This is a genomic window from Paenibacillus tianmuensis (genome assembly GCF_900100345.1).
Lineage (GTDB): Bacteria > Bacillota > Bacilli > Paenibacillales > NBRC-103111 > Paenibacillus_G > Paenibacillus_G tianmuensis.
Map to the genome: position 1 here is coordinate 1 of NZ_FMTT01000063.1, position 26536 is coordinate 26536.

Sequence of the window (26536 nt, forward strand, 5' to 3'; positions counted from 1 at the left end):
CGTCGGTGTCGATGGACACATTCTAACCATAGGCTTCCATGACCCCTCGACTACTTTACTTGCCATCTCAGGCTCGTGTTTCGCCGTCCTTAGCGAGCTCTCATACGGGACAAGAGAGAACTTGACCGCACGTCGCGGGGCTTAGGGTAGGAACGCCAACCTTCGTTCTAAGCAGGTACTTCCCCTGCCTATTTGAATACAGAATTCGATTGCCGGAGGCAATCGCTCGCTTTTATTGGGCGTTTCCGCTCAGGTTGTGGCGAGAACAGCGCGCACAGAAAAATAACCCAATCAGGCGAAAAGATGATATCCTAAAGGTTCTCACACCGAAAAGGAGATCCAATCGCCGAAAGGGTCACAGCAAATAGTGTACCCGATTTCTTAACAATTGACTATACCCATGCTGAAATTCGTCGATTCCGTATTGCGTTCGTTTCGTCCCTGCTTTTCCAGAACGGCCACCTTCGAGTGGTTTGTTGTTATCGTCATAGGTTTGATGCTACGCTCGGATCATCTTGGTATGACTTCCATCCTCCGGGATCTTCCCTTGCATCCCCGTTGCTACGAGACCCTGATCCATTTCTTCCGTTCTTCCGCCTGGTCGCTGGAATCGCTATGGCTGACTTGGATTCAGGTGGTGGCAGCACGGCTCCTCTCCTGTACGTGTGCTTCTGCTTGCCCTTGTTCATGAACCTGGGGGCATGGGAAGCAACAGAAAGCGGCACTCCGCAGGGTTCCATCCTGTCGCCATTATTATCCAATGTCTATCTGCATTCTGCTTTACCACTATTTTGTGATACGGTTCTATCGTTCATAAGTAAAATCCTCCCGGTCATTGAGTTTGTTGTATGTTAGCTCTAGTCGGGAGCGTCTTCAAGTCATTTCCGCACATAAAAGAAAAGCCCAAACGGCTTCGCAGCCGTTTAAAGTTTATGAGGAAAACAGAGGATTGAAACCCTGCTGTCAGCATTTCCCCAAAGTTAAGTTATAATCACAACTAAACTACATCCATATAAGCGAACCTGCCACATCTCATTTTCGTACCATCAATATTACCGACTCCACATGTGACGAGTGCCTCGGCAGCCTAAGCTCCAACCTGCAGATTCAGCATTGCCGCTTCGACACTTAGCTCGCTTCTCCGCTTCACCACTATTTGTGATACGGTTCACCGCACCATCTGTAACGGCAAGATGAAAAGGCCATTCTTTGCGGGACGGCCTTTTCTCCATGGGATCTAATTACCCCTCGTATGCTTTCTCTAACGACTTCATATCGATTTTAGCTTTCGTTTGAAGCAGTGCCTTCATAACTCTTTCAGATCTATCCGAATCGGGGCTGCATATCATCTCCGTTAAGTGTGTATGGGTAAAGAAGTCACCTGACTTGCGGTCCGCTGATCTGAATTTTAGTACTCTAAAATGTTTATGCTGTGTTTCAGTCCGTAGTTAAAAAGTGATAGAGTTCAGGTTGCGCAGCTAAAACCGATCCTGTGTGATCATAGCCTTGTATTCGATGCAGCTCCGCGTGCGGGATGACAGACGCTAAGTATTCTGCGTGGCTAATCGGTACATTGTGATCGGCTTCGCTATGCCAGAAAGCAACAGGAACCCGAATGTTTTGCAGCGGAATGTTCCATGGCTGCCCAAAAATAATAAAATCATGTACCATCCCTTCCTCTTGTCGAAGCGCTTCGACGGCGTAGGGTTTGAAAATGGGAATCAGGTCATCCGAAATTAATTCCCGATCCAATTTTGGAAGGTTAGAGATAAAGTACTCCGTGAACCCGTCTGGGTCAGCATTGACCTTGTTTGCTAACTGAGTGATGTAGATACGGGTGAATTCAGGACCTTGAAGACAGGTCCTTTCTTCATTCGAGAGATCTTCTTGTCCAAGGACATCAATGGGACCAAATCCACAAATAACGGCAATTTTTCGAATACGAGTCGGCATCCTGTACGCGCACGCAAGTGCAAAAGGTCCACCTCCCGAAATACCGACAATGGAAAAACGCTCTACACCAAGCTCGTTACTCAATGCTTCTATATCCAGGCACCAATCTTCAAGAGTTCTTCCTGCTTTTGGATCAGATAATCCGTACCCAGGTCGCTCCGGTACGATGATTCGCAGAGGAACCGGACCTTCCTTTGCAATGGACTCCAGTCGGGTGGCGTCGACTTGATAGCGAGATCCAGGCGTTCCATGGAATTCGAAGACCACTTCACCATCGCTTTGACCGTACTCTGCATAGCCAAGTTTTCTTCCGTCAGACAGCGTTATGATATTTTCCCTCATATTGTAACCCTCCATTTCAATTCAATATTTTTTCTTAGCCAACATTGATTGTTATTATCCGCCACTCTTCACCATTAAGCCATGGTATTGTTGTTTCCAATCTGCGTTGTTATAATATGAAAATGCGAACAAGAGGATCTTGAAAAGGAGTGATGGAAACGTTGGAATCCAGTAAGCAGCTAGATCTATTACATAAGCACATGATTCAAAACAATTTGCCCGTACAGAAAAGCGATTCCTTTGACAAGCAATGCTTTTTGCTGGAACAGTATATCGGCGAAGATATTTTTCAATCCACCCACAAAAAAATGAAGACAGTCAATATTCTTTCCGGCGTGTTTGCCTTACCTGTTCTGCTTGTTATTATTGTTGCTTACATCTACACTCGTTGGATCGACAGAAAGGTTGATATAGTCGGATTGTTTGTTGATAATCCCATCCTGTATATTATACCTGCCGTGTTGATTGTAGTGACTTTGATACTGGCCCTGTTTTATTATTCATTACGGAAAAAGCTATACGATCGGATTTATCCGGAATTGAAAGGCAAGTTGAAGATAAACGCTGAATAATCACAGAGCTATACAATATCTTGTTCGTTGAAATGTAGTTTTAAGGGGATTTTACTCCCCTTTTTTCTGTACAGCGGCATGGACGTCTATTTTAATTTCTCTCTCATAATATCAAGTGGATCTTAAGCCCTTTTTGAACAAGGGGTGTCCACTAAAGGCCTCATCATTAGGAGGACCCAAAATGGTAGCATGGCATCTGTTAAAGGTTATGATTGCGATAGGTTCATTCATATTCTCATTGTCGATTTCATCTTCTTGAGTGTAATAGGCAACTACTGTTCTGTTTTCATCAGATAATACGATTGGAATTGGCGCACCAATTGATGACTGGGGCATGTTTTCATTCGGGAGTACAATATCTTCGTTGTCAACGGAATACATTTTCTCAACTCCTCTTAGGCTTTGTTCAGATCCCTCATGTTGCTTGCATTTGTACCGTACCTGCAGACCGCTGAACTGCGTTCCATGCTCAAAACCGCAGATTGTTGAGCCACCGGACCAAGGAAGGCAAGAACCCGCTGCGCAGTTCTTCCGCAAGGGCGATCGCTCTTTCGGGATAATCCGTAATAATCCCGTCGACACCCATGCTGAAGAAGCGTTCCATACTATTCTTTTCGTTCACCGTCCATACGTAGAGCGGTTTGCGCTGTAGCTTGGCCGAAGCGAGGACCGATTCGTTGATCATATATTCCTCTACGACGACAAAATCAGCCTTGATCTGTTCTATATCAGGAATGCCGGCGAAAATGACATATCCGACCTGAAGCGCTGGCTCCGCGGCTTTGATCTCTTGCACGATTTCATAATCCAAGGTTTGCACGACGCAATGCGTCTGGAAACCATTTTCACGCACGGTCCTTAAAAATGTATTCAACAAATTACGTTCGTATCCATGTGTTTTTACCTCGATATTCAGCTTGATTTTTCCTTTGGCCGCGTTCATCACTTCCGCAAGGGTGCTGATTCGGCCTGTAAGATCTCCCTGCCTCACCTCCAGCTTCCTTAACTCATCCATCGTCAGATCATACACTTCCGCATCGTAGCCCGTCAGCCTTTTCAGATTGGTGTCGTGAATGACGGCGAGCTCCCCGTCTTTCGTTTCCAAGATGTCGATTTCCGCAAAATCCGCATGGGCCTCTATGGCGCCTTGAATCGCTTCGATCGTATTCTCGGGGCCTTTCGACATGTATCCCCGGTGGGCCATAATCGTCGCTTTCTTATCGTCAAGGTGGACGTCGCCGATAGCCGGGACAAGCGCAAGTGCTGTCGCGAAGGCGGTGATCAGTCCGAGCACGATCAGCTTTCTTTTATGCTTGTGCAGCAATCCGCGGCTCTGAGAGGAGCGGTTTTCCATGGCGTTCCCGTCAGGCATTTGCAGCACGGCATGGCCCGGGTCCGCTTTAGCCGTGTACATCCTGGTGAGGATGGTGATATAAAGCGGCGTTACGAACAAGGTAACAAGGTACATGGAAAGCACAGCACTCTTCGAAACGACGGATCGCACGATTTCAGCAAATCCCGTCTCTTGAGGCAATGTGAAAGAAACGAGAGTCACAGCGCCTATAATCAAGGCTATCATCAAGACCTCGACGATCATAAACAAAAGAATGACGCACAGCATCATCACAGACATTTGGAAATAGCTTTTTTTCATGATGGCAGCGCTTTTTTTGGCGGCTTGCCGAAAGCTGTACGTTCCCTCGATGACGATCATATGCAGCAGGAAGCTCCACCGAATCTTGAAGTATGCCAAGACGGCGAATACGCCCGCATAGAGCAGCGTGCCCCAGCCCGTTTTGAACAGCTCGCCCGAGATGAAATTCGGTATTTGCAGAGAAGGCAGCAAGGAGGAACCGACACCCCAACTCAGCAGGGGAAAGAGAAGCAGCAAGTAGAGCGTCCAGCCCACAAACCCGTATTTGAAAAGCGACGGGAGATAGGCGAGCGATTGCAGGAACGCCGGGATAAGCCCGATTCTCTGTTTGTTCTGCCCGTAGTATGCAATGATGACCAGAACCGAAAACTCCAAAAAAATCAGCATCGTAGCGACCGGGACCAGAATAAGCATGCTTAAAAAACCGTATCTGCTGATAGCGAAATCCAGGAGCTCGTAATTCGTGGCGCCGGCAAACCCGCCCATGCGGAGAAGTCTGTGGAAGATGAAAGAAATCGCCGGAATAAATATGAATAGCGTAAGCGTCTTGTACAAAAGCTCAAAAATGAAAACTTGCCGGTAAGTAAACGCCAGCGTGTTGAACATGTCGGCAATCAACTGGCGTATGGAAGTTTTCGAGACTTTACTCATGTTCTGCACCTGCCTGTAGAAGGGTAATATATGACCTGGCGAGCGATAGTGATAGACCGGGACTCCTTAGCTGTAAGGAATCCAGGTCATTTTAGTCCTTGGGATAAACCCGAAACCACTTACAATACTGCAAAAACAACATTTCTTTATGATAGTCCTCAACCATCCAAAGCGCCTTTTCAAAAGAGTGCTTATAAAAGTCCAACAAATCCGTCTCGATGGATTGCAATTTTTTTATTAAATCATCTCTGTCGTATTCGATATAATACATCTTCTGTATTTCTTGCTCCGTTAGGTCTTTCCTAATGGCGCCAGAAAAATCGTCAGACCAGATCCTTACCATATGATCTACGTATTCTACGGATGGGTAAGGGTCGTGACCAAGCCATACATTCTCCTTATTGATCACCGCTTCGAGCACTTCTCTCCAACTCTCAAGTCCGCAACAACAGCCCGGAAGGATCATTTTATCTTTGTCCTCAAAGGCGATTCCACCACGTATTAATATTTCATCTGTAGTTATGAGTTCATTCAATACATCGGCAGTGTTTCTAGCCACATCCACGTCGTTATACCCGCATAGCAACGAAAAAAATAAGACTGCATCATCTGGCGAAGATGATTTGGAAAGAACAACGCTTTTCTGATACTCGGCTTTTGATAACCAGAAAGGCTGATCAAAATTGGGGTCTTGTATGATCGCGCTAACTTTTCCCATTAATTTTTAATTCCTAATAGTTTTTTACTTTGGATGATTAAATCTGGATCAATACTGCTATCTCTAGCTTTAAATAAGCGATAAGCAGGTATCAATTCTCCCTTTAAGGGGCTATCTTGTCTATTGAATAAGGCATCCTCGTTTCGCCATAGTTCAAACCAAGGCAGTGCTTCATTCTCTACAAATAACAATATTTGATTTGCACATCTATTAACCGTTTCAACATCTATATGATACCTGAAGTTATACCATATTGGGTATTCATTTTTAATTCCATTCGCTTGGATTCCGTTTAATGCTACAGCTTCGAAATCATCGATTAGAAACCGTATTCCGACATAAATTTTAAAGTATTCGTTGTTGAGTTTTTGCAATTTTATAAATTCAATTCTATCTTCGTATAGTCTTGTATAAAAGCTCGGCTTAGTTCTCATAAAGCCATGCGGCAATAATAATGTACTTAATTTCTTTCTAACAAGTTCCGCATGCTTTTTCTCAAGGAGTTTATCCTTCATACCATGTTTCCTTTCCAATTCTTATTGTATCAATCTGCTTAGCTCTTGCTTGGCAACTTCTTCGACCCAAGCCACAAAATTTGGACATCCATTAATTGTGTATATCGTATATTCCGGATAACCGTCAAGGGGGGTGATGTGCTCAAAACTGTGGTCATGAGCAAGCATAATTAATGATGAGTTATGCTTATGGTATAGTGTACTATTACCGTTAGCCTCAAAGGCGAATGCGATGTAATCACTGGGATTGATATAACTGTCAAATCCCTCATCATTACTCATATCTTGGATATAGGTTTCCCACCCTTGAAAGCCTTCTTGTGCATCTTCAAGAGTCAATGCCGAGGTTAAATTTATTAGCCAGCTTATTTCAGACTCGTTCCATCTTTCCGTAATTCCTCCGAAGCATGTTAAAAGTGTTTTATGTTCTTCGCATAACGGCTTATTAATCTCAAATGCCGGAGGCTTAGCTAACCAGCCGAAAGAATTTCCTTCATGGTCAGACCATCCCAATAAATGGAATGATTCATTGTCTATCTGTACATTCGTTACGCGTGACTTCATTAATAATTCGCTCAACATGGGATATAGATTTGTGAATGAGTCAGAGAATTGAAAGAAATCTCGGCCTTGGAAGGTCTCAGATAAGGTCACTTTATCATTTGGATGAATAAACCAAGAAATGTCACGAAGAAAATCATTCCAATCACGATTTGAGGTGTTCAATTCCAATTTCGCACTTCCTTTAAGGGAAATATCCTATCCCTGACAATTCTATCATTGACGGATCGGTCAAGTCCAATATCGAGGGAACAAGTCCTCCACATGCGGGAGCAAAAAAACTTCAAGCATGCAGAACGATATGTCCTGCCGCTTGAAGTTTTTGTATTATTTGTTTTAAAGGCTGCATTCTTTCTTGAGAAACTCGTCCACTACTTGATAAAAACCGTTTAAATCATCGGAGTGAACGCCGTGTCCGCATTCTTCGAAAACGACAAGTTTTGTGTTTGGCCTTCTTGCTTCCATCCGTTTCGCTTGGTCTAAGTCAAGAAAGATACTTTTTCCGCCATTAATCAGCAAGATGGGACATTTGGAAGATAACCAGTCTTCCCACCAATCTCCATCTACATGCGAAGCGGTGACTTTCAACCCTTCCATGTCGGTGCGGAACCCCCAGCCTTGTTCATCCTCAAACACGCTTTCTGAAAAATAATCGATCGCACGAAGTCCTGCACTTTTTATCGAATCCCTCAGTTCTTTTAATGAAGCTGATCGGAACGGAAGTTTGTCGACAAAGGAGACGTCGTCCATAATTTCCGCTCCGATATCCTCGACAATAACGGTCTTGACCAACTCAGGGTAACGGGCTGCGAACTGGTAAGCGTTTAGTCCGCCTAATGAATGCCCTAATATCGTTACAGGCTGTCCGCCAAGTTCTGATTGAATTAGGTTTAGAATATCCATCACATAATGATCTCTTGAGTATTCCTTGTCCGAAGAATGCTCGCTCCAACCATGACCGCGTAGATCTAAACAAATGACCCGCCAGTCACTAAATTTAGCTGCTAATTCTGAAAATGTTCTTGCATTAGCCATGGACCCATGAAGCATAACAAGTACTTGGTCGCTTTTCCCGCCAAAGTCAAGATAGGAAAGCTGAAGATTTCCGGATTTAAAATATTTTCTCGTTGCTGCAATTTCATTGTGAGAATTCAGCATATGTTGTTTTTCCCGCTCCTTAAAATAGATTTTAGAATTCGTGTAGCTAGCTCAATCATAATCGCTAATAGTGACAAGGATTGTCATAGTTATTTTTTTATTTCGAGAAACTTCCTTGCGGGAGATTTTCTCCTACTGCCGCAGTTGTTATTTCACTAACGTATCCGTTAGTGAAATAAAATGTGTTTACTTGTATTAACAGTTCTGGGTTAGTCGTAGTCCTTATCGAAAATTGTATTCACTTATTGTCTAATGGTAAAATATGATTCTACTCTATTCTTTATACAAAAATTGAGATCATATGGAGGATAAGAAGATGAGTAAGCCTGAAATGAACGTAGCATTGGTATGCGGACCTGATTGCGATACGAAAGTCATGGCAATCCGAGCCACTCTGGAGTATTTTGGTGCAAGAGTTTTTACTTATTGGCTCGGCAGACCAAATGATCTGATTGATATCCTATCCGGTAAGGATCTGTATCCGAATACGGATACGATCATTCTTTGCTTCCATGGCGATGAAGGCCAATTTATCATGCCAGAGCTGGGAGAAAGTGTCTATGAACCGGGAGAACCCAAGGGTAACTTTGGGCCGGAGGAGATCAGACGATTTGCCAAGCTGGCAGGGAAAACAGTAATCAGCACCGGGTGCTCATTAGGAAAATTAGAGACGGCACAAGCATTTCTCGACAGTGGTTGCGAAATCTATATTGGGACAGATGATTATCCATATGGAAATGACGCGCTCATGTTTGAGCTGAGGTTTTTCTACGATCTCATTCAGAACAAACGAAGCGTCAAGGAAGCTTTCCAAAACGCCAAGTCTCTGGACGCGGAGATGGATATGTTTCAGCTATATGAAAACGCGCAGCAATCTAGTAGAAAATGAGACGTATGTGTAGAAAAATAGCTTGACTTAAGATTGCAGACAAACTCCCTCGCAGAACGAACAGCGAGGGAGTTTGTATAATGTTTTCCAGTTTAACCTATACGTTTGCCTCTGGTGTAAGCAACGCTGGTATTGCCCGCAAACACATGGATAAAATTGTACGAACCCTCCACTTCTGATAGTTCTCTTTATGAGCGATAAATGTACCAATTGTAGCCTGTTCGTTAAACTAACGTATCCGTTAGTGAAATAAAATGTGTTGACTTGTATTAACAGTTCTGGGTTAGCTCTTTGTACAATCGCCTGACGGATGGAATTAATCCAGGCCCATATTTTTGTTGTTGTAAATCTGCGACCTCTTGTTCTGTTACAAGTTCTGAAACTAAATAAGCTATTTGACTGCTTTTTATGTAGTCCTTATCGAATTTTCTATCAAGTCCTTTGAAATACTCGTCCCAAATGATGTTTGATTGGCTTGATAAACCGTCATCAGATAAGATCATATTAACTATTGAGATGCCACCTACTCCCCATAATGCATCTCCCCAATCAATTATCATAACATTTTCATCTGTTACTGCTATATTTCCTGACCAAAAATCCTTATGAACGCACGTAGATGGAATACTATTCAGATTTTTTACATGATCATCATAATAGTCAGAACTTATGGATAAAAGACGTTGAATGATTTCGGACTCTTCAGCATTAGAAAACTTTAGGGCCCACCTGCCTACATTATCCACTGCTTCTTGTAAACGTTGGGCCTCACACTGTGGCAAAAATTTTGAAATGAAAGAACCTTCATTAAACGTAATTCTCTGCAGTTTTCCCAAATTGAACGCTGCCTTTAAAGCATACTTCACCTCAATTCCTTCATAGCAACATGTTCCAGCGTTTGTAACTAAAAACCATCGCCATGTAGATTCCGGGATCAAATCATCATTGATAACTTCAGGTACAATGTTAGGTAAAAGTACATGAAGATGTTTTGTTACCAACGCTTCTTTCCGTTGCCGAGGAGTACCTTTAAGGAAATAAGTCGAGTCATTATTTAGCGATATTTTATAGCACTCTGACCATGCACTATGTTCCCAAGGTACATCGATGTTTTTTACTAAACCATGAAAAATTTCTTTCGATTTACTAAGAGCTTTTTGAGAATCGTTATCCATAATAACCCCCCAAGATCAAAGATCAACTACTGTTTATTTCTTGGCTGTTGCTGCATTATCCTGCCTGCTCATCCTTTTTACATAGCAGTCGGATACCGTTCACTGGTCAGCGTCCGGCGTTATGTTCCGAACATGCCTTAGATAGGCGGTAACGCGCTGATCGTCTTCCAGAGGGTATTCGTAATTCAAACGGTTCGCAACATCCTGCGCGGTTCGGCGGAACAAATCCCCCATGGCAAACAAAGCCTGCCAAGCTCCTTCATAAGTCGCGTTCGGGAAGGTGGACAGCAATTCGTGCCAGCTTTCCGTTGAAAGATACATCTCCAGATATTTGCCGTTTTTGCCTGTGCTGATCGAAAAATCGGTCTGGATACCAACCTGCCATTCCAGCATTTGAATAAGCATCGGTCTCACGGCGGTGTTCAAATGATCTTGAGCGTAAAGCATCTCGTGTCTCCACAAGCCTTTGGCCACGTACGTGGAAACCCACCAGAATTCATTACAGCAATCGGCAAAAAGCTTGGCCGACGGGCGCTTCACCCAATAATCCTCGTCTGTCGGGGCCGGAAGATTGGGAAGACAGTTGTCTTTGTCCAACAAAACGACGGCCAGTTTATCGTCGCTGTTCCAGTTGTCCTTCTGCTCGAACGGACACAGGGTCAGGTCAATCCGGTTGCCATCCGTGAACAGCATCAGGTAGGGGAACTTTCCATCCAGCTCGGGAGGAATAAGCTTCATCTCTTCCGGTTTCTGCATGATAATTCGACTGCTGAAGCGGTCGATCCACTGCGTATCTTCAATAAAAGAAGGCAGATCATAAACGATATACACGATGTCATAATCCTGAAAACTATCTTTTGGCGCATTCGGATTGGTTCGCGACCCGTTCATCCCAACCGCCCGGATTCGCTCATCGTTCCTCGCAATATCCAGTATGAGCTTCATCATTTCCTGTTCGCTTCGCATCCTCGTTTCAACCTCCATCGAGTATAGTCAGGGTTCGGCATTCGAACGAGGCAATCGCTGCTAACCGTACCTCGCCATCATCTCGGTCAGCCTCCGCTTGATGTCATCGATCAGCTCCGGCGGATATTTCACGGTCGCATCGGCGCCCAAGCCGATGAAAAACTGCGCCAGAAACGGAATGTCTCTCTTCGGCATGCTGCCTTCCAGCCATCCGGTGCCGTCCTCGCGGCGGTGCAGCTTGGTCGCCGACCAATATTCGGCCTCGCATCGATGAACTCCCTCCTCGCTCAGTTCCGCATACAGACTGGTAAATTCCTGCTCCGACGGGAGCAGCGCCTCCCGGTTGCCGAGGTGGAGATTCCGGAGATCGAGCGGATGCGTTCCGGAAGTGTCTTCCGCCGCGGACTTGATCCGGTCGCACCGGAACAAGCGGATATCTTCGCGAAGGAAGCAGTAGGCGGGGCAGTACCATAAGCCGCTGCTGGCATAAATGCCGACCGGCTGGATGAGTCTGGCGGACACGCCCTCGCGCGATTCGTATTCGATGCGGATCACCTTCTGCCGGATGGCCCCGTCCAGCAGGATCGATAAATAAGGGAATTTCGCCTGTCTCGACGGGATCACAAAATCGATCCGGTTCTTCATCTCATCGATCCGGTCGCGGACATCCCCCGACATGTAAAAATAAAATTTGTTCAAGGCGGAGGACGATTCCGTCTCGAAGGGCAGGTAGGCATAGTGGCGCAGCGCATGACACGCGAAAAAGATCGCGACAGCCTCCTCCTCGGTAAAGGCGATCGGAGGCAAAATCCGTTCGTTCAATACCTGATACCCGCCATGAGGTCCCACCTCCGAATACAACGGCACCCCAAGCTCGCTCAATTCCTGCAAATCGCGCAGAATCGTTCTCGTCGATACGTCAAACTCCGAGGCCAGTTCCTTGACGGTAAATTTCTTCTTTCGGTTGACGGTCATCATCAATTCCATCAGTCGTTTGGGTTTGGACATGACGTGGCTCCGATTTTATTTTTTATTTGTGACAATAGTTGTCACTATTATAGGCTACAATAAGAATCAAGTCCAGTTGGATAGGCATATATACATTGGAATCGTAACAAACATGCTACTTACAAAACCTAAAGGAGTTGTATTCACGATGACTGTGCAATTGACCACCTTCTTAATGATGGACGGAAAAGCAAAGCAAGCCATTGCGTTTTACAAAGAAGCATTGGAGGCCAACGTTCTTTTCATCCAAACCTATGGCGACGCACCGGAAGACCCCGAAAACCCTCTACCGGCAAATTTGAAGGAGTTGGTGTCGCACGCCGTTTTAAAAGTCGGCATGGCAAACATCATGGTTGCCGATAGGGAGCCCGGTAAGCCTCATCAAAGCGGAAACCAAGTTCAAATCTGTATTACGACCGACGAAATAGAGAAAACTAGAAAGTTTTATGAATTATTGAAGCAAGAAGGTCAAGTGGAGACGCCGCTGCAACAAACTCATTTTAGCCCTGGCCTTGCCGTAGTTACCGACAAGTTCGGTGTAGTCTTTCAACTTGTCACTATGACCACGGAAGAAGCGGTCATTCGAGGACATCAAAAGGATCGTTGACGTTCCAGCAGGAACTTAGGCAATCAAAGCAGTCGCAGTCCGGGCCCTTCGGGTGTCTGGGCCGTCACTGCTTTTTTCATCGGCCGAAACAGAACAATCAAATTTGGTGAAAAGGCGGTAAAAAAGTTGACATCTTCTACGAAATCGATGGCTGCGGCAAAAGGATCAGACCATCAGCAATTAATTAAACGGGTCACGTGGGTCATTGCGCTCGGCGTTATACTCAACCCTTTGAACTCATCTATGATCTCCGTTGCGCTTCTGAACATTGGGGCTGAATTTGGAATCAGCATAGCGACTGTAACTTGGCTGATATCGAGCTTCTATTTAGCAGCGACGGTAGGCCAGCCGCTGATGGGGAAGCTTGCGGATTTATTCGGGCCTCGTCGCGTATTCAGCATCGGAATGGCTCTGGTCATCGTCAGCAGTATCCTTTCTGTATGGGCGCCTTCATTCGGTTGGCTCCTGGTTTTAAGGATCGTGCAGGCGTTTGGAACTACGGGCGCCTTTCCGGCAGGTCTGTCCATCTTACGCTCCATTACCCGAACGGCGGGCGATAGCGAAGGCAAAAGCTCGACTTCATCGCTCGGTTTAATCTCCATCGCCGCGAACGTCATGGCCGCGTTCGGGCCAACTTTGGGCGGTCTGCTTGTTGCCTATTCGGGATGGCAATCGATCTTCTGGATCAACATACCGGTTGCGCTGCTGGTGCTACTCCTGGTTTTCAAGTGGGTCCCTGCGGACAGCAAAAATCCGCCTTCGGATGAACGAAAAAGCGTACTACACTTGATAGATCTGCCGGGAATTATCTTGTTCAGCGGGATGTTCACAAGCCTGGTGCTTTTCCTGGTTTCGCTGGGTAAAGGAACACAGTGGTGGCTGCTGATCATCGTTCCGATTGCCGCGGCACTCCTGATCCTGCGGGAGCTGCGCACGGATAAGCCATTTCTGGACGTAAGGATGCTGGCATCGAATATCCGGCTTACGTCCGTATTTGCTCAGTATGCCGGTCTGAATATGGTCTTCTATTCTCTCTTCTTTGGTTTGCCCTTGTGGTTAGGTCAAGTTAGAGGATATGACCCGCAGATGGTCGGATTATTAATGCTTCCTTTCGCAGGTATCGGTGTGCTAACGACGCCTCTTGCCGTCCGAATGATTGGCCGATCCGGCTATCGGCAGCCCATCATCCTCGGCAGTATTGTGCTTGTGATTGGAACGCTCCTGCTGCTCTTGCTTGGGCCTCATACCCCTGTTGCTATCATTCTACTTGTCTTTGCAGTTATCGGTATTTCGAATGGAATGAACAACATGGGGCTTTCTACGGCAATGTACAGCAATACAAAGCCGGAAGACACCGGTGTGGCTTCCGGGCTGTTTCAGACCTTCCGTTCCGTAGGCAGCATCTTTTCCACAAGCTTGCTGGGGCTTATTTTCAGCGGCTCGGTGACGACTTCAGGTTTACACATCATTGCCATCGTGGCGGCAGTGATTAGCGCGGGGCTCCTGGCCGTCGGTTGTTCTCGGAAACTTACTTAGCCACTTCTTGTTCGCTCCAGGCCCACAGCCTGCGGGCAAGCTCCATGTCTTGGGCCCGGGCCGATACCGGCGCAATCCGGTTGAGGTAAAAGTATTCGCCGCTGATGGAGCTTACCTCCGGGCTCGAAGCGAGGTAAACGATCGTGCGGGCGCCCTCCTCCGGGGTCAGGAAAAACGGCCGCAGCAAGGCGTGAATCCTGCGGCCGAAGCCGGTGGCGCGGTTGACGCCGAGAGCGGTGCCGACCGCGCCCGGATGCAGCGAGTTGGCCGTCACCTTCGTTCCTTTCAGCCGCTCCGCCAACTCCTTCGTGAGCAGAATGTTCGCCAGCTTGGACTGCGCGTAGCCTTTCCATACGCTGTATCCTTTCGTCAGGTGCGGATCGTCGAAATGGATGTTTCCGATCTTATGGGCGCCGGACGATACGGTAACGATCCGTCCCTGCGGCGAACGCAGAAGCGGCTCCAGCAGCAGGTTGGTCAGCAAAAAGTGCCCCAGATGATTTACACCCATCATTGCCTCGAAGCCGTCGGCGGTCGTCTGCCGCTTGAACGCGACGACGCCCGCATTGTTGATCAGCGCGTCTAGCGTGTCATGCTGTTCATCGAACGCTGCGGCGAAAGCGCGGACGGAGGCGAGCGAGCCGAGATCCAGCTGCATCAGCCGCAGCCGGTCCGAGCCGCTCTGCCGCTGCGCTTCCTGCAGCGCCTGTTCGCCGCGTTCCCGGCTGCGGCATGCCATAATGACATGCGCCCCCTGCCTCGCCAGCTCCACCGTCGCAGCGAGCCCCATCCCGGAATTAGCCCCTGTTACGATCACGGTGCGATCCTGCATCCGAATCCCTCCTTTTTTCTATTATTATAGTGCTTCGGCTATCGTTGTAGGTAAAGAATGTTCCGCCTGAACCGGGTGAGGGGCATTCTTTTTTAGTCGAATTTGGATTTGACATGGACGAAAACCAAACATAAAATTAAATTGTTTAATTAATAATGTATAAAATATTCAGCGGTCTATCTAGCCGGCATGTTCTGGTGCCGGAGACGGGTCCAAGCGAGCGGAGATGATCATGAAGCATGTTGAAGTTGTTTGCTTATTTGAAGCCGTACCGTGTGCCTATCGCTATCGTTCTGGCTTTGATCTTCCTGCAGTCTTTATCCGACTTGTATCTGCCTACGCTCATGGCCGACATTGTCGATATTGGGGTCATGCAGGGAGATACCCCTTATATTTTGCAGATCGGAGGCTTTATGCTGCTGGTGGCGGCGGGCGGCACGATCTGTTCCGTCGTGGCGAGCTATTATTCCTCCAAGGTGGCCGCAGGCTTCGGCCAGCGGCTCCGCAGCAGCGTGTTCGAGCATGTGGAGAACTTCTCGCTGCAGGAGTTTGACCGGATCGGCACGGCTTCGCTGATCACGAGGACGACCAACGATATCACGCAAGTGCAGCAGGTGCTTACGATGATTCTGCGGATGATGGTCAGCGCGCCGATGCTCTGTATCGGAGGCATTATTATGGCCGTGTCGAAGGATGCCAAGCTGTCGCTCGTCCTCATCGTGATTATCCCCGTGCTGGTCGGAGCGATTTTCTTGATCGCGAGCCGGGGGATTCCACTGTTCAAAGCCATGCAGACGAAGCTCGACAAGCTGAATCTGGTGCTGCGCGAAGGGCTGACCGGGATTCGCGTCATCCGGGCCTTCAACCGCGCCGGGCACGAGAAGCGCCGGTTTAATGACGCCAACCTCGACCTGACTGGGACGGCGCTGAAGGTGAACCGGATTATGGGGGCCATGATGCCCGTCATGATGCTGACGATGAATTTTGCGACCATCGCGATTATTTGGTTCGGCGGCTTCCGCATCGATAGCGGCGATATGCAGGTCGGTTCGCTGATGGCTTTTTTGCAGTACGCGATGCAGATCATGTTCTCGCTGATGATGGTGTCCATGATGTTCGTCATGATTCCGCGCGCGTCGGTTTCCGCCGCTCGTATTCGCGAGGTGCTGGACATGGTGCCCACGCTGAGCGACCCCGAGCAAGCCAAGGACGGCGGGACGCTTAAAGGCCACATCGAGTTTCAACAGGTGTCGTTCAGCTACCCGGGCGCGGAAAAACCGGCGATCTCGGACATTACGTTCAAAGCCGGTCCTGGCGAAGTGACGGCGATCATCGGCGGCACGGGCGCGGGCAAATCGACGCTGATCAGTCTCATCCCGCGGTTCTACGACGTAGCCGGCGGGCGCGTGCTGGTGGACGGCACGGACGTCAGAGAGATGACGCAGGAAACGCTGCGCGCCAAGATCGGATTCGTTCCGCAAAAAGCCGTGCTGTTCTCGGGAACGATCCGGGACAACATCCGGTACGGCAAAGAGGATGCGACGGAGGAAGAAATTCGCTATGCGGCCGACATCGCGCAAGCGTCGGAATTCATAAGCGAGATGAAGGACGGCTTCGATTCGGTTATCGCTCAAGGCGGCTCGAACGTATCGGGCGGGCAGAAGCAGCGTCTTTCCATCGCCCGCGCGCTGGTGCGGCAGCCGGATATTTACGTGTTCGACGACAGCTTCTCGGCGCTCGATTTCAAGACGGACGCGAAGCTGCGGGCCGCCCTGCGAGAAGAGACGGGAGAGGCTACCGTCATTATCGTGGCTCAACGAGTCAGCACGGTGATCGACGCCGACCGGATCGTCGTCTTGGACGAAGGCGGAATCGCGGCCATCGGCCGACACCGGGAGCTCTTGGACACCTGTGAGGTGTACCGCGAAATTGTGACCTCGCAGCTTTCCGAAGACGAGCTTGCCGGAAAGGAGGAGGCCCGATGAGTGAACAACGAAGAGCCCAGGGACCCGGCGGCGGAGGAGGCCAGTTCGGAAAAGGCCCTGGGATGGGGATGCCGGTGCAGAAGGCGAAGGATTTCAAAGGTACCTTGAAACGGCTCATCCGGTATTTGCTGCCCCGCAAATTTCAATTGCTCGCCGTGTTTGCTGCGGCCATTGTCAGCACGATCTTCAGCATCTACAGCCCGAAGCTGATGGGACATGCGACCACCAAGCTGTTCGAGGGCTTGATGCAGAAAATGAAAGGCGTGCCGGGTGCGCACATCGATTTCGGCTATGTGCATTATATTCTGCTGATTCTGGCGGTATTATATATCGTGAGCGCGGCGTTCGCATATGTGCAGCAGTATTTGATGGCCGGCGTAGCGCAGAAGACGGTGTACGACCTGCGCAAAGAGGTGAACGAGAAGCTGGCGCGGCTGCCGCTCAAGTTCTTCGATTCGAAGACGAACGGGGAAATTCTGAGCCGCGTCGTGAACGACGTCGACAACATCAGCAGCACGCTGCAGCAAAGCTTGACGCAGCTGATTACGTCTCTGATCACCTTGGTCGGCGTCATCGTGATGATGCTGACGATCAGCCCGATTATGACATTGATCGTGTTCCTGACGCTGCCGCTCAGCCTGCTTGTGACCAAAGCGGTCGCTTCCCGCTCGCAAGGCTACTTCAAGGAGCAGCAACAAGCGCTCGGCGAGCTTAATGGACACGTGGAGGAAATGTACACGGGCCACAAAATCGTCAAAGCGTTCGGCCGCGAGCGTCAGTCCGTCGATACGTTCAACGGCATTAACGGGAAGCTCTACGAGTCCGGCTGGAAGGCGCAGTTTATTTCCGGCATCATCATGCCGATGATGAGCTTTATTGGCAACGTCGGCTACGTTCTCGTCAGTGTCGTCGGCGGGCTGTTGGTCACGAAGAGATCGATCGAGATCGGCGACATTCAGGCGTTTATTCAATATTCCAGGCAGTTCTTCATGCCAATCACCCAGTTGGCGACGATTGCCAACGTCATTCAGTCGACCATCGCTTCGGCGGAACGCGTGTTCGAGCTGCTGGACGAACCGGAGGAAGACCCGGAACTCGTCGAGGGGAAACGCCTTGGCGCGGCGAAGGGGGAGGTCCGGTTCGAAGGCGTCCGGTTCGGCTACAAGCCGGATGACGTGCTGATCGACAATATGAACATCGACGTCAAGTCGGGACAGACGATCGCGATCGTCGGCCCGACCGGCGCGGGCAAAACGACGCTGATTAACCTGCTGATGCGCTTCTACGAGGTCGGCGACGGCCGAATCACCATCGACGGCACGGATATTACGGCGATGAAGCGCGGCGACCTGCGCAGCTTGTTCGGCATGGTGCTTCAGGATACGTGGCTGTTCAACGGGACGATCCGGGACAACATCGCGTACGGCCGCGAAGGCGCAAGTGAGGACGAGATCGTGCAGGCCGCGCTGGCGGCACATGCGGACCATTTTATCCGGACGCTGCCGGACGGCTACGATACGGTCTTGAACGAGGAAGCATCGAACATCTCGCAAGGCCAGAAGCAGCTTCTGACGATTGCCCGCGCGATCCTCGCCGACCCGGCGATCTTGATCCTCGACGAAGCGACCAGCAGCGTCGATACGCGGACGGAGGTTCATATTCAGAAGGCGATGAACGAGCTGATGAAAGGAAGAACCAGCTTCGTTATCGCGCACCGTTTATCCACGATTCGCGAGGCCGACCTGATTCTCGTCATGAACAAAGGCAGCGTGATCGAGCAAGGCGCCCACGAGGAGCTTCTCGCTCAAGGAGGCTTCTATGCCGAGCTGTACCGCAGCCAGTTTACCGGCGGAGGACGGGGGCAGGAGGCGGGTTAACCTTGGAGGAACAGCCGCAGGCATGTCCTGCGGTTGTTTTTTGTAGTACGCGCAGCATGGGCGTACATGAAGAACGGCCCTTGCCGCAATATCAATGGTTTTTACATTTTTTTTAATATCATATAAGTATTTATTCTTATATGAAGTTTAGCTGTTTGTTGCTAGAATATGGGAAGCTAAGAAGGGAGGGAATGCAGGGCGTATCGTTTTGGGAGTACATGGGCCTTACCGGCGATAAATCCGAGGTCGGAGCAAAGATTGAACGGCAGCTGCATAGAGAAACGCTACACATGGCCACTAAACTTACGGAAGAAGGTCTTCAGGAAAAAGAGTAAGGGTCGCGATCAATGGATGGTTACACAGAATCTGTAGCGCAAGGTCTTTGGAAATACAGCAAAAATCCGTAGCTTATAGCGCTACGGACTCATATACTTCAGAGAAGGATAGCCGGGGTGACATTCCCGGATCTCCTAACCGTGATTGCTCACGGGGCGCTGGCTGCCTGTTCCAACCTCAGATCCTTCTCTTCAGTAGTATATGCAATTGAACTTCCTTTATTATAGACTATGCTTCGGAAGTGCGCAACCCGGAAAAACCTTGAAATACAAGGTCTCCGGTCGGTTTTGCTTAGATATACGGGAACAGATACTCGTTTTCGCTGTAGCTCGTCCATTTCTCTTTGGACATGACGAACAACGTGCGAGCAAAAAACGTTCCCTTTGCTGTCATTCTTACTGCCACTAATACACGGTCCTCTGGGGAACCGTATTCCTTAATGTATTGAATGGATCCGTCCTTAGGATGCTTCGCAACATAATCAGGCTGTGCGATGATTTCATTAAGATAATGCCCATAATTCCTGTAGTCTTCTGGGTGTTGGTCCCTCATATGCTCCCTGTTCTGGTCACCAATGAAAATCGGAGTTCCCACAGGGACAGTCAAACCTAAATGCTGAATTTCTTTTGTCTTTATTATGCCTATTTTTTCTGGCATTAATCCTCCCCCCCTTCATCTGTCTCAGTCGGATCCTCCTCACCATCCTCTTCAACTTCCAACCCTTCCTCTATAAGTCCATATATAGCCGTTGGATGTTGTAAAAGTATTTCGTCATCTGCAACAGCTAAATCCCTCATCATATTCATAAGTGTTTCAATGCTATCCTTTTGCCTCAGTCGATTCATGTGATTTACGGCGATTCCCGATACTGGTTTATCCTTATATACAAATGGACTCTCGAATATCACTACATCATCAACATGAAGCTGACTAATGGCGAAAGCGCCAGATTTCCGAAGATGATGCCGATGGCCAACAAGCACGCCATCCTCCCTCTTCGTAATAATGAACAAAAAGTTAGTCTTAGACGCGTTTATATCAGGATTCTTCTTCTGGTCCAATCCCCAATGGAAAACATGATAGACCTTGATTATCTCGCCATAAACAGCAGCCAATTGCTCCCGCGATTCCAACAGATCATTGAGTAGTTCCTGGTCATCGAATTCGCGTTTCTTGACCGGTTGCACATTAATGATCGAATCCGTGTAAGGAATCAAAAATGTGGTTGCAGATTTTTTGTCATGCCGCGTGCGATAAATAAGGCCAGCCTCACTTAGCTTTTGAATCCAAAAATCAATCGTCCGGGTCTGCCTCCCGAAGTACTTCGCTATGGTTTGAATGCTATGCCAACTGGTGCCGGTTTCATTATTAGATACGAACCCCAAATATAGATAAAGGCGAAGCGCCCCTTCATCCAGGTCCTTGAGCAGTTCCTTGTCCTTGAATGCCCGTAGCACTGCAAAGAAGGGTTCCTTCATATTGGTGTTGTTCTGACGCCATTGATTATAATGGCTCTTCAGCGCCTCTAATTCATCCAGACCATCTGAATTTGTTCCCAAAACAGGTATTCTCGCCATTATAAGGCCCCCTTATCTATCTACAGGTAGTCTACACGAATCACTCCGACCTGTAAACTGCGAGATAGCGCATATATTAGAAATAATCTATGTTATGAACCGCGGATTTTTATGTGCTATGCTTCGTACAAATAAGAAGTTATATTAAAATGTGATAATAAGCTGAGATAATAAAATAGGCGAATAAGACACAGGTTGCGTGGCACGATGCCCGTTTTCGTGTCGGGGCATCTTTTTACTTTTTTCAAAAAAATGAGCCATCAATTTATGATGGCTCATTTGCTTATAGCATGCCTGTTCAGACAAGTATCGTTCGATCATTGAGAGCGGATTTTTGGAGAACGTAATGGATGCCTCATACGTTTTGAAGTCCTTGCGTTCCTTGGTATATGGCCGCCGTAGTCGTTCAGGGCCCTTCATGTAAGGAGCTGAGCGACTTCGGTGCCCCTCTGGCAACTCAGTTACATATATAACGATGGTTTGCCTCAACAAGTAGCTGGCCGGCCTTTCCATCGGCTTAGAGTAAAAAAAATGCACTTCTAATGCTCCCTAAATCCCTTAGCGTATATTTTCGTTAAAATGTTGGCTTTTGCGAACAAGAGCCGTTTTTTGCATTGTTATTTTTTTGCGCTATGTTCCTAAAATCACTTCCGCTATTTTTTTAGCATATTCCTCAGCATCAGCATCATCATAATTACTTATTACTGCAATAGTCAAACGTTCTTCTGGGAAACGCATAAAGTGTGAAGCGTAGCCGGCCCAGCCTCCGGAATGTTCCAAGTAGTGACGATATAAATCTTTGCCAATAGACACGCCAATCGCATAATCTTCATTATCAATAATCGCCTCTCCGGATGGAGAAGTTTTCGGGCCTAGTTCGCTCATTCTTTTAACAAGGTCTTTCCCGCCAACCGTACCTGTAGTGAAGTTTTGTCCCCATTTTACTAAGTCTTCAACAGTCGAATGAACGGCTCCATCGCCCATATGTTCCCAAGGGCTTTCATAGATTTCATAAGCCCCTTGCTCATTCTTCGAGTAGCCGCGAGCAACTGGGAAATGGGTAGGATAGCGATCCACGATTGCGGTGTCGCTCATGTTTAAAGGCTTAAAAATACGTTCCTTCGAAAATTCACGAAGGTTTTTTCCACTAACTTTTTCCACGACTAAAGATAATAAAAAGTATCCTGTATTACTGTAATCAAATTGGGTTCCGGCCGGAAAATCTGCGGTTTGATGATTTTTAAGGTGTTCCAGCGATTGTTCTGCAGTTAAAATATGAGTATCTTTAATTTTCGCTGCTTCAGCCAATTCCATATAATCAACTAATCCGCCAGTGTGATGAATGAGATGTCTTAGTGTCACAGGTTTAGCATATGCGCCAAGAGAAGGTACATACTTTAAAATGGAATCATCCAGTTTCAATTTACCTTCTTGCTCTAGCAATAAAATTGCAAATGCTGTGAATTGTTTAGAGACTGAAGCAATATTAAAAACGGTTTTTGTCGTTAGCGGTAGTTTTTGTTCTATCGAATCTAAACCAACGGCCCCTTTATAAGTTATTCCATCATCGAAACTCGCAATATAAGCAAAACCGGGTTCATTTGGTGAGATCGTCTTGTTAAATAATTGTTTAATCGCTTCATCTGTTGCCTGTTGATTTTGATTATTATGTTGAACCAACGGCATCGAATTTTTATCCTCCTGCGTTTTTTTGTTTGAGGAGGTGGAGCATGCTGATAAAATTAACGAAGACGACAACATAAGCGACACAGCGGATGTAACAATGGTTTTTTTGTTCATGGAAAAAATACTCCTTTATGGGAAATACATATAATTAATTAGTACGAGTATTTTTTGTATACGTTTCGTAATTTTTTCAAAAAGTTTGCTCTGGATAGATCAAAGTGTTCGCGAGCAGGATGCTTCACGATTTAACCACATGACCACTGCTGCTATAGGGAAAGCTACAAGTGCTGTAAAAATGGCGATAATTGGTATTATACTAATTGTTTTTGCCACATAAATCATATACAGGAGCGGCGCAAGTAATAAAGTACTTGAAACGGTCCACCCTGCAACGACGACATAGCGATATATAGATTGCGCCCAGTTTAGTTTGAACAGGATCGGCAAAATCAATACTAAGCTAATGACAGCCGGAATCGTAAAGGCGTAGCTAATACCTTTGAACGTAAGGCTTGTAATGATAGCCAGGACAACCCAAACAACTTGGGTACTCATAGCAAAGTTTTCCACACCGAATTTTTGCGAAATCCACTTACCGACAATAGAACTGCACACAATAGCGAGTAAAACCATTAAGGCCAGAATGAACGGGTCATACGTGCCAAACATCACTAGGCCGTCTTCGTCTATTTCACCATTAAATACAGTCGTTAACAGACGAATGAGAAGGAAGTAGACAATGTAAATAGGTACAAGACTGCCAATCATTGCTGCCAAACTAAGCATGAAGCCTTTCATTTGTAGCACTTGCTTTTTAAAGCTTACGAAGAATGCTGCAACGATTAATACAAGTAATACAAGCATTAACGGAATAACTGCTTTATCCGAATATACGACTAAAGTCTTTTTCGTTAGTGGAAAGTAAATAGCATCTCCTTCACTTTCCTTTAATGTTTCAAATTCTTTGGCATCCATCGTCATATATTTTTTTACTAAAGGAAGCGCATAATCACCAAAGTGTCGAATGGTTTCTTTGTCACTGCTTTCGACCCGGTCTGTCTTGGCATGGTAGGTTTCTACACCGCCAATATTGGCAAAGTTATATCCTAGATTCTTTGTCTTTTTTAATTCAGTGAAATCGGTATCGTTCGGCATCTTTTTATACATTTCAGAAGCAAATGAATACGCTACTGGATAAGGCACAATATCTTTATACAGTTGTACCAGCTTTAAGTCATTTGAGCTCGTTTCGAATAATATGGGCACACCTGTATTGCCTCTTGCTTCAAAGTTAAACATGACGCCTACTTTGTCCAAAATATCCGTTCGATCCATTAACGCGCTTATGCCAAGTAAGCCTTGCTCCTCACCATCTGTTAAAACAAAATAAATCGTATTTTTCGGCGCCGGCATTTGTTTTAACACTCTTGCCGTCTCCATAATGGTCACAACGCCATAACCATCATCTGCTGCTCCCGGAGTTTCTGGCGCAGAATCATAATGCGCTGTTAATAAAATGGCATTGTCATCGCCTGAGGTTCCTTGAATTTTTGCAATAATATTTTCAACATTCTCTGCTCCAATTTCTTTAGCATAGTTTTCATCACGGATATCTTTAATTGGCTTCGTTTGAATTTCCACCGGTACATCCATACTTTGAAAATGCTTAACAATATAATCCTTCACTCTTTTATTTGCAGGCGAGCCGACGGGATGCGGTTCCTTCGCTACTTCTTTTAAATACCCAACAGCTCGATCTGATGAGAAATCCTTTTCTGTTTTCCCTACTTCCTCTTCAGAAGGCCTTGAAAATTGTGTAAAGCTTATAAACATCGTCAACAATGCAAGTATGCTCGCAAATATAAGTAACTTTCTCTTTTTCATTTGGTCCTCCCCATATTTCCTTTATCAAAAGCTAGTACACAATATCAAAATTAACCGAACGGTCAAGTTTATTTTATTCAAAATTAACCAATCGGTCAATAGTTTTCTTTTTATGCTATAATGACTGAAGAAAAATGTGATCACTATTCTGGGAGGTACGGTAATGATAGATGGTAGAGAAAAAAAGGGGATGAAAACAAAAAAAGCTTTATTAAACGCTACAATCACTTTAATAGCAGAACATGGCTTAGAGGCCTTAAGTGCTAGCAGCATAGCAAAGAAAGTCAATGTGAGTAAGGCAAGCGTGTTTCATCACTTTGATTCTATGGAGACGATTCAGCAAGAAGCTTTTATTTTTGCTGTTGTGTTAATGCATGAAGCACTGGAACAAATTTATCAAGAAGCTAAGGAAACGGATTCTTTTGCGGATATTATGCTCAAATGTTTTCTCTTCTTCATGGAAGAAAATAATAAACACTACTTAAATTTAATTAATGTTCAAATGCAATTTGTAGTGAAGTCTTCGTATGATGCGGAGTTTGAGGAGCTTATCTATGGTAAAGAGAGCGAAAAAACACCGTTTGATTTCTTTGAGACCTTAGTGGATGATTTTTATGGCGATAAACTCGACGCGAAAGACTTGGAGTTAGTAAATGATTTATTAGCAACTTATTTAAGTGGATTTGCAACATTTTTTATCTCTATGGCAAACAAGGAATGGCTTATTTCGTTATGGAAAGAAAATATTAAAATGATTGAAATCTATATCCAATCCTTAATTGAAGGGTAGATTCGAGAAATCGGGAGAAAAATAAAGATCGGCCCTTGTCGCAAAGTATGCGAACAAGAGCCGTTCAGCGCTCCATAAGAAATAGGTGAAGCATTACGGTTTCATTGCCACGATTCTCAACCTTTTATAATCCAAATACCAATCACCGTCATGAAATAAATCTTTTTTGGCTTTCACGGCAATTTTCTCATATACATGGCGTCGTTCACTTTCCGACAATTCTTTGAAGAAATCATCAGCCAAACCATTCAACCAGTGATCCAGTCCCTTCTCACCATCGTTCATTTTGGTTGGGCGATCGAAATGAACGGCATAAGAAACGCGAAAGCCTTGTTTTTCCAGTAAGGTGCTATATTCGGCGATACTTGGGAAGTACCAGGGGTTCAAATGGTTAGCATCGATACCATACTCTTCAGACAACACTTCGCTCATTGCCTTAATGACCGTTTCAACATTACCTTTTCCACCAAATTCAGCGACAAATCTTCCATTTGTATTCAAGCTATTCCATACACATGACAACACGTTCTCGGCATTCTTCATCCAATGTAATGCCGCATTAGAAAATACAGCATCGAACGGTTCTTCAAAGGTAAAATTCTCAGCATTGCCAGTGATAAAATGGATATCCGGATATTTCTTTTGTGCTTTCTCTATCATGGCGTCAGACAAATCCAACCCTGTTACGGCGGCTCCGGTTTGGTTAATTTCATAGGCTAAATCCCCAGTACCGCAACCTAAGTCGAGAATACGTTCCCCTTTTGTGGGATTTAATAGTTCAACGACACCCTTACCAAATTCGGATACATATCCGAGTTTGGTATCGTACAATTCGGACTTCCAGGCATGAACTGAACCCATGCATATCATCTCCCAATGTAGTCTGTAGAAACATTTTACATAATTAAAGCTATAAGTGAAAACTCAAACTTCGCAGCTTGAAAAAGGCAGGTAAGCCTTGAGATAACTGGGCAAACCTGCGATCCATTGTTGGAGTTGACTTTTAATCATTTGGGAGAGTTTTTTGTTTGCCCTCGTTGTCACCTCATGAATCAAATCGATGAGTTGTTGCAAGGCTACGACCCAGTCCAAGGTGCTAACCTCATCGCATAACAAATAAAACAAACCGCCAAGTGTGCGCTGATCGGTGCTTTGCCGATGCTGCCATGCAAGCAGAATGTATCTGGAAAATACAATCGTCGTATGACTAACGAGTAAGTCATACGAGAGCCCTTGAAACTCCTTTTGCAAACGTAACAAGGAT

At 46.4% G+C, this 26536-nt stretch carries 25 protein-coding genes and 1 pseudogene; 9 read left to right on the forward strand and 17 right to left on the reverse strand.

Features of this window, described 5'->3' with window-relative positions; translation table 11 throughout:
* Window positions 1–400 precede the first annotated feature (400 nt).
* Window positions 401–691, forward strand: coding sequence for a transposase (locus BLO51_RS31310; RefSeq protein WP_143006999.1), 291 nt, complete (start codon window positions 401–403; stop codon window positions 689–691).
* Between the two features lie 746 nt (window positions 692–1437).
* Here BLO51_RS31310 and BLO51_RS26115 read toward each other — a convergent pair.
* Window positions 1438–2295 (reverse strand): alpha/beta fold hydrolase, encoded by an 858-nt coding sequence (locus tag BLO51_RS26115; RefSeq protein WP_167670343.1) that lies wholly within the window; start codon window positions 2293–2295, stop codon window positions 1438–1440.
* A gap of 152 nt (window positions 2296–2447) precedes the next feature.
* Here BLO51_RS26115 and BLO51_RS26120 point away from each other — a divergent pair, with 152 nt between their 5' ends.
* Complete coding sequence (locus BLO51_RS26120) at window positions 2448–2867, forward strand: DUF6097 family protein (protein WP_090676555.1); 420 nt, start codon at window positions 2448–2450, stop codon at window positions 2865–2867.
* 111 nt (window positions 2868–2978) lie between these two features.
* Here BLO51_RS26120 and BLO51_RS26125 read toward each other — a convergent pair whose 3' ends face one another.
* From BLO51_RS26125 to BLO51_RS26150, 6 genes are all read right to left on the reverse strand, one after another.
* Window positions 2979–3248, reverse strand: coding sequence for a hypothetical protein (locus BLO51_RS26125; RefSeq protein ID WP_090676558.1), 270 nt, complete (start codon window positions 3246–3248; stop codon window positions 2979–2981).
* A gap of 88 nt (window positions 3249–3336) precedes the next feature.
* Window positions 3337–5172 (reverse strand): glycerophosphoryl diester phosphodiesterase membrane domain-containing protein, encoded by a 1836-nt coding sequence (locus BLO51_RS26130; protein WP_090676560.1) that lies wholly within the window; start codon window positions 5170–5172, stop codon window positions 3337–3339.
* Window positions 5173–5263: 91 nt separating this feature from the next.
* On the reverse strand, window positions 5264–5890 hold the full coding sequence (locus BLO51_RS26135) for a hypothetical protein (RefSeq protein ID WP_090676562.1): 627 nt from the start codon (window positions 5888–5890) through the stop codon (window positions 5264–5266).
* Window positions 5890–6405: a hypothetical protein gene (locus BLO51_RS26140; protein WP_090676565.1), complete on the reverse strand. Its 516-nt coding sequence runs from the start codon at window positions 6403–6405 to the stop codon at window positions 5890–5892. Before BLO51_RS26140 ends, BLO51_RS26135 begins: the two co-directional genes overlap by 1 nt.
* A gap of 21 nt (window positions 6406–6426) precedes the next feature.
* Window positions 6427–7137, reverse strand: coding sequence for a hypothetical protein (locus BLO51_RS26145; RefSeq protein ID WP_090676567.1), 711 nt, complete (start codon window positions 7135–7137; stop codon window positions 6427–6429).
* A 165-nt stretch (window positions 7138–7302) separates the two neighbouring features.
* Window positions 7303–8124 carry an alpha/beta fold hydrolase gene (locus BLO51_RS26150; protein WP_090676569.1) on the reverse strand — a complete coding sequence of 274 codons (822 nt, stop codon included), beginning with the start codon at window positions 8122–8124 and terminating at the stop codon, window positions 7303–7305.
* Window positions 8125–8440: 316 nt separating this feature from the next.
* Here BLO51_RS26150 and BLO51_RS26155 point away from each other — a divergent pair, with 316 nt between their 5' ends.
* The gene (locus BLO51_RS26155) at window positions 8441–9013 is read left to right on the forward strand and encodes a delta-aminolevulinic acid dehydratase (protein WP_090676573.1); all 573 of its coding nucleotides are present in this window, start codon (window positions 8441–8443) and stop codon (window positions 9011–9013) included.
* 269 nt (window positions 9014–9282) lie between these two features.
* Here BLO51_RS26155 and BLO51_RS26160 read toward each other — a convergent pair whose 3' ends face one another.
* The 3 genes from BLO51_RS26160 to BLO51_RS26170 all read right to left on the reverse strand — a co-directional run bounded on the left by BLO51_RS26160 (window position 9283) and on the right by BLO51_RS26170 (window position 12162).
* Window positions 9283–10188, reverse strand: a complete 906-nt coding sequence (locus tag BLO51_RS26160; protein ID WP_090676576.1) for a phosphotransferase — start codon at window positions 10186–10188, stop codon at window positions 9283–9285.
* A gap of 99 nt (window positions 10189–10287) precedes the next feature.
* Window positions 10288–11154 carry an aminoglycoside 6-adenylyltransferase gene (locus BLO51_RS26165; RefSeq protein WP_090676579.1) on the reverse strand — a complete coding sequence of 289 codons (867 nt, stop codon included), beginning with the start codon at window positions 11152–11154 and terminating at the stop codon, window positions 10288–10290.
* A 60-nt stretch (window positions 11155–11214) separates the two neighbouring features.
* Window positions 11215–12162 (reverse strand): helix-turn-helix transcriptional regulator, encoded by a 948-nt coding sequence (locus BLO51_RS26170; protein WP_090676582.1) that lies wholly within the window; start codon window positions 12160–12162, stop codon window positions 11215–11217.
* Window positions 12163–12310: 148 nt separating this feature from the next.
* Between BLO51_RS26170 and BLO51_RS26175 the strand changes: the two genes are divergently transcribed.
* Entirely contained in the window at window positions 12311–12769 is a 459-nt protein-coding gene (locus BLO51_RS26175; RefSeq protein ID WP_090676585.1) for a VOC family protein, read from the forward strand.
* Between the two features lie 147 nt (window positions 12770–12916).
* Window positions 12917–14305, forward strand: a complete 1389-nt coding sequence (locus BLO51_RS26180; RefSeq protein WP_090676587.1) for an MFS transporter — start codon at window positions 12917–12919, stop codon at window positions 14303–14305.
* Here the strand turns inward: BLO51_RS26180 and BLO51_RS26185 are convergent.
* Window positions 14298–15137: an SDR family oxidoreductase gene (locus BLO51_RS26185; protein WP_090676589.1), complete on the reverse strand. Its 840-nt coding sequence runs from the start codon at window positions 15135–15137 to the stop codon at window positions 14298–14300. The genes BLO51_RS26180 and BLO51_RS26185 overlap by 8 nt on opposite strands.
* 239 nt (window positions 15138–15376) lie before the next feature.
* Between BLO51_RS26185 and BLO51_RS26190 the strand changes: the two genes are divergently transcribed.
* From BLO51_RS26190 to BLO51_RS29515, 3 genes are all read left to right on the forward strand, one after another.
* Window positions 15377–17122: an ABC transporter ATP-binding protein gene (locus BLO51_RS26190; RefSeq protein WP_090676591.1), complete on the forward strand. Its 1746-nt coding sequence runs from the start codon at window positions 15377–15379 to the stop codon at window positions 17120–17122.
* A complete protein-coding gene (locus BLO51_RS26195) occupies window positions 17119–18999 on the forward strand; it encodes an ABC transporter ATP-binding protein (protein ID WP_090676592.1) in 1881 nt (626 codons plus the stop codon). The genes BLO51_RS26190 and BLO51_RS26195 overlap by 4 nt, the downstream gene beginning before the upstream one ends.
* Window positions 19000–19190: 191 nt before the next feature.
* On the forward strand, window positions 19191–19334 hold the full coding sequence (locus tag BLO51_RS29515; protein ID WP_167670344.1) for a hypothetical protein: 144 nt from the start codon (window positions 19191–19193) through the stop codon (window positions 19332–19334).
* A 292-nt stretch (window positions 19335–19626) separates the two neighbouring features.
* Here BLO51_RS29515 and BLO51_RS26200 read toward each other — a convergent pair whose 3' ends face one another.
* The 4 genes from BLO51_RS26200 to BLO51_RS26215 form a co-directional block, all read right to left on the reverse strand.
* The gene (locus BLO51_RS26200; RefSeq protein WP_090676594.1) at window positions 19627–19992 is read right to left on the reverse strand and encodes a PBECR3 domain-containing polyvalent protein; all 366 of its coding nucleotides are present in this window, start codon (window positions 19990–19992) and stop codon (window positions 19627–19629) included.
* On the reverse strand, window positions 19992–20912 hold the full coding sequence (locus tag BLO51_RS26205; protein ID WP_090676596.1) for a helix-turn-helix domain-containing protein: 921 nt from the start codon (window positions 20910–20912) through the stop codon (window positions 19992–19994). The genes BLO51_RS26200 and BLO51_RS26205 overlap by 1 nt, the downstream gene beginning before the upstream one ends.
* Before the next feature lie 630 nt (window positions 20913–21542).
* Window positions 21543–22598 carry a serine hydrolase domain-containing protein gene (locus BLO51_RS26210; protein ID WP_090676597.1) on the reverse strand — a complete coding sequence of 352 codons (1056 nt, stop codon included), beginning with the start codon at window positions 22596–22598 and terminating at the stop codon, window positions 21543–21545.
* Window positions 22599–22811: 213 nt separating this feature from the next.
* Entirely contained in the window at window positions 22812–24482 is a 1671-nt protein-coding gene (locus BLO51_RS26215; RefSeq protein ID WP_090676599.1) for a M28 family peptidase, read from the reverse strand.
* Between the two features lie 163 nt (window positions 24483–24645).
* On the opposite strand from BLO51_RS26215, the gene BLO51_RS26220 reads away from it, so the two are divergent.
* Window positions 24646–25272, forward strand: a complete 627-nt coding sequence (locus tag BLO51_RS26220; RefSeq protein WP_090676601.1) for a TetR/AcrR family transcriptional regulator — start codon at window positions 24646–24648, stop codon at window positions 25270–25272.
* 93 nt (window positions 25273–25365) lie between these two features.
* Here BLO51_RS26220 and BLO51_RS26225 read toward each other — a convergent pair whose 3' ends face one another.
* Together BLO51_RS26225 and BLO51_RS26230 are read right to left on the reverse strand one after the other, a co-directional pair.
* A complete protein-coding gene (locus tag BLO51_RS26225; RefSeq protein ID WP_090676603.1) occupies window positions 25366–26133 on the reverse strand; it encodes a class I SAM-dependent methyltransferase in 768 nt (255 codons plus the stop codon).
* A gap of 63 nt (window positions 26134–26196) precedes the next feature.
* Window positions 26197–26536: pseudogene (locus BLO51_RS26230) on the reverse strand (IS4 family transposase); the annotation flags it as partial.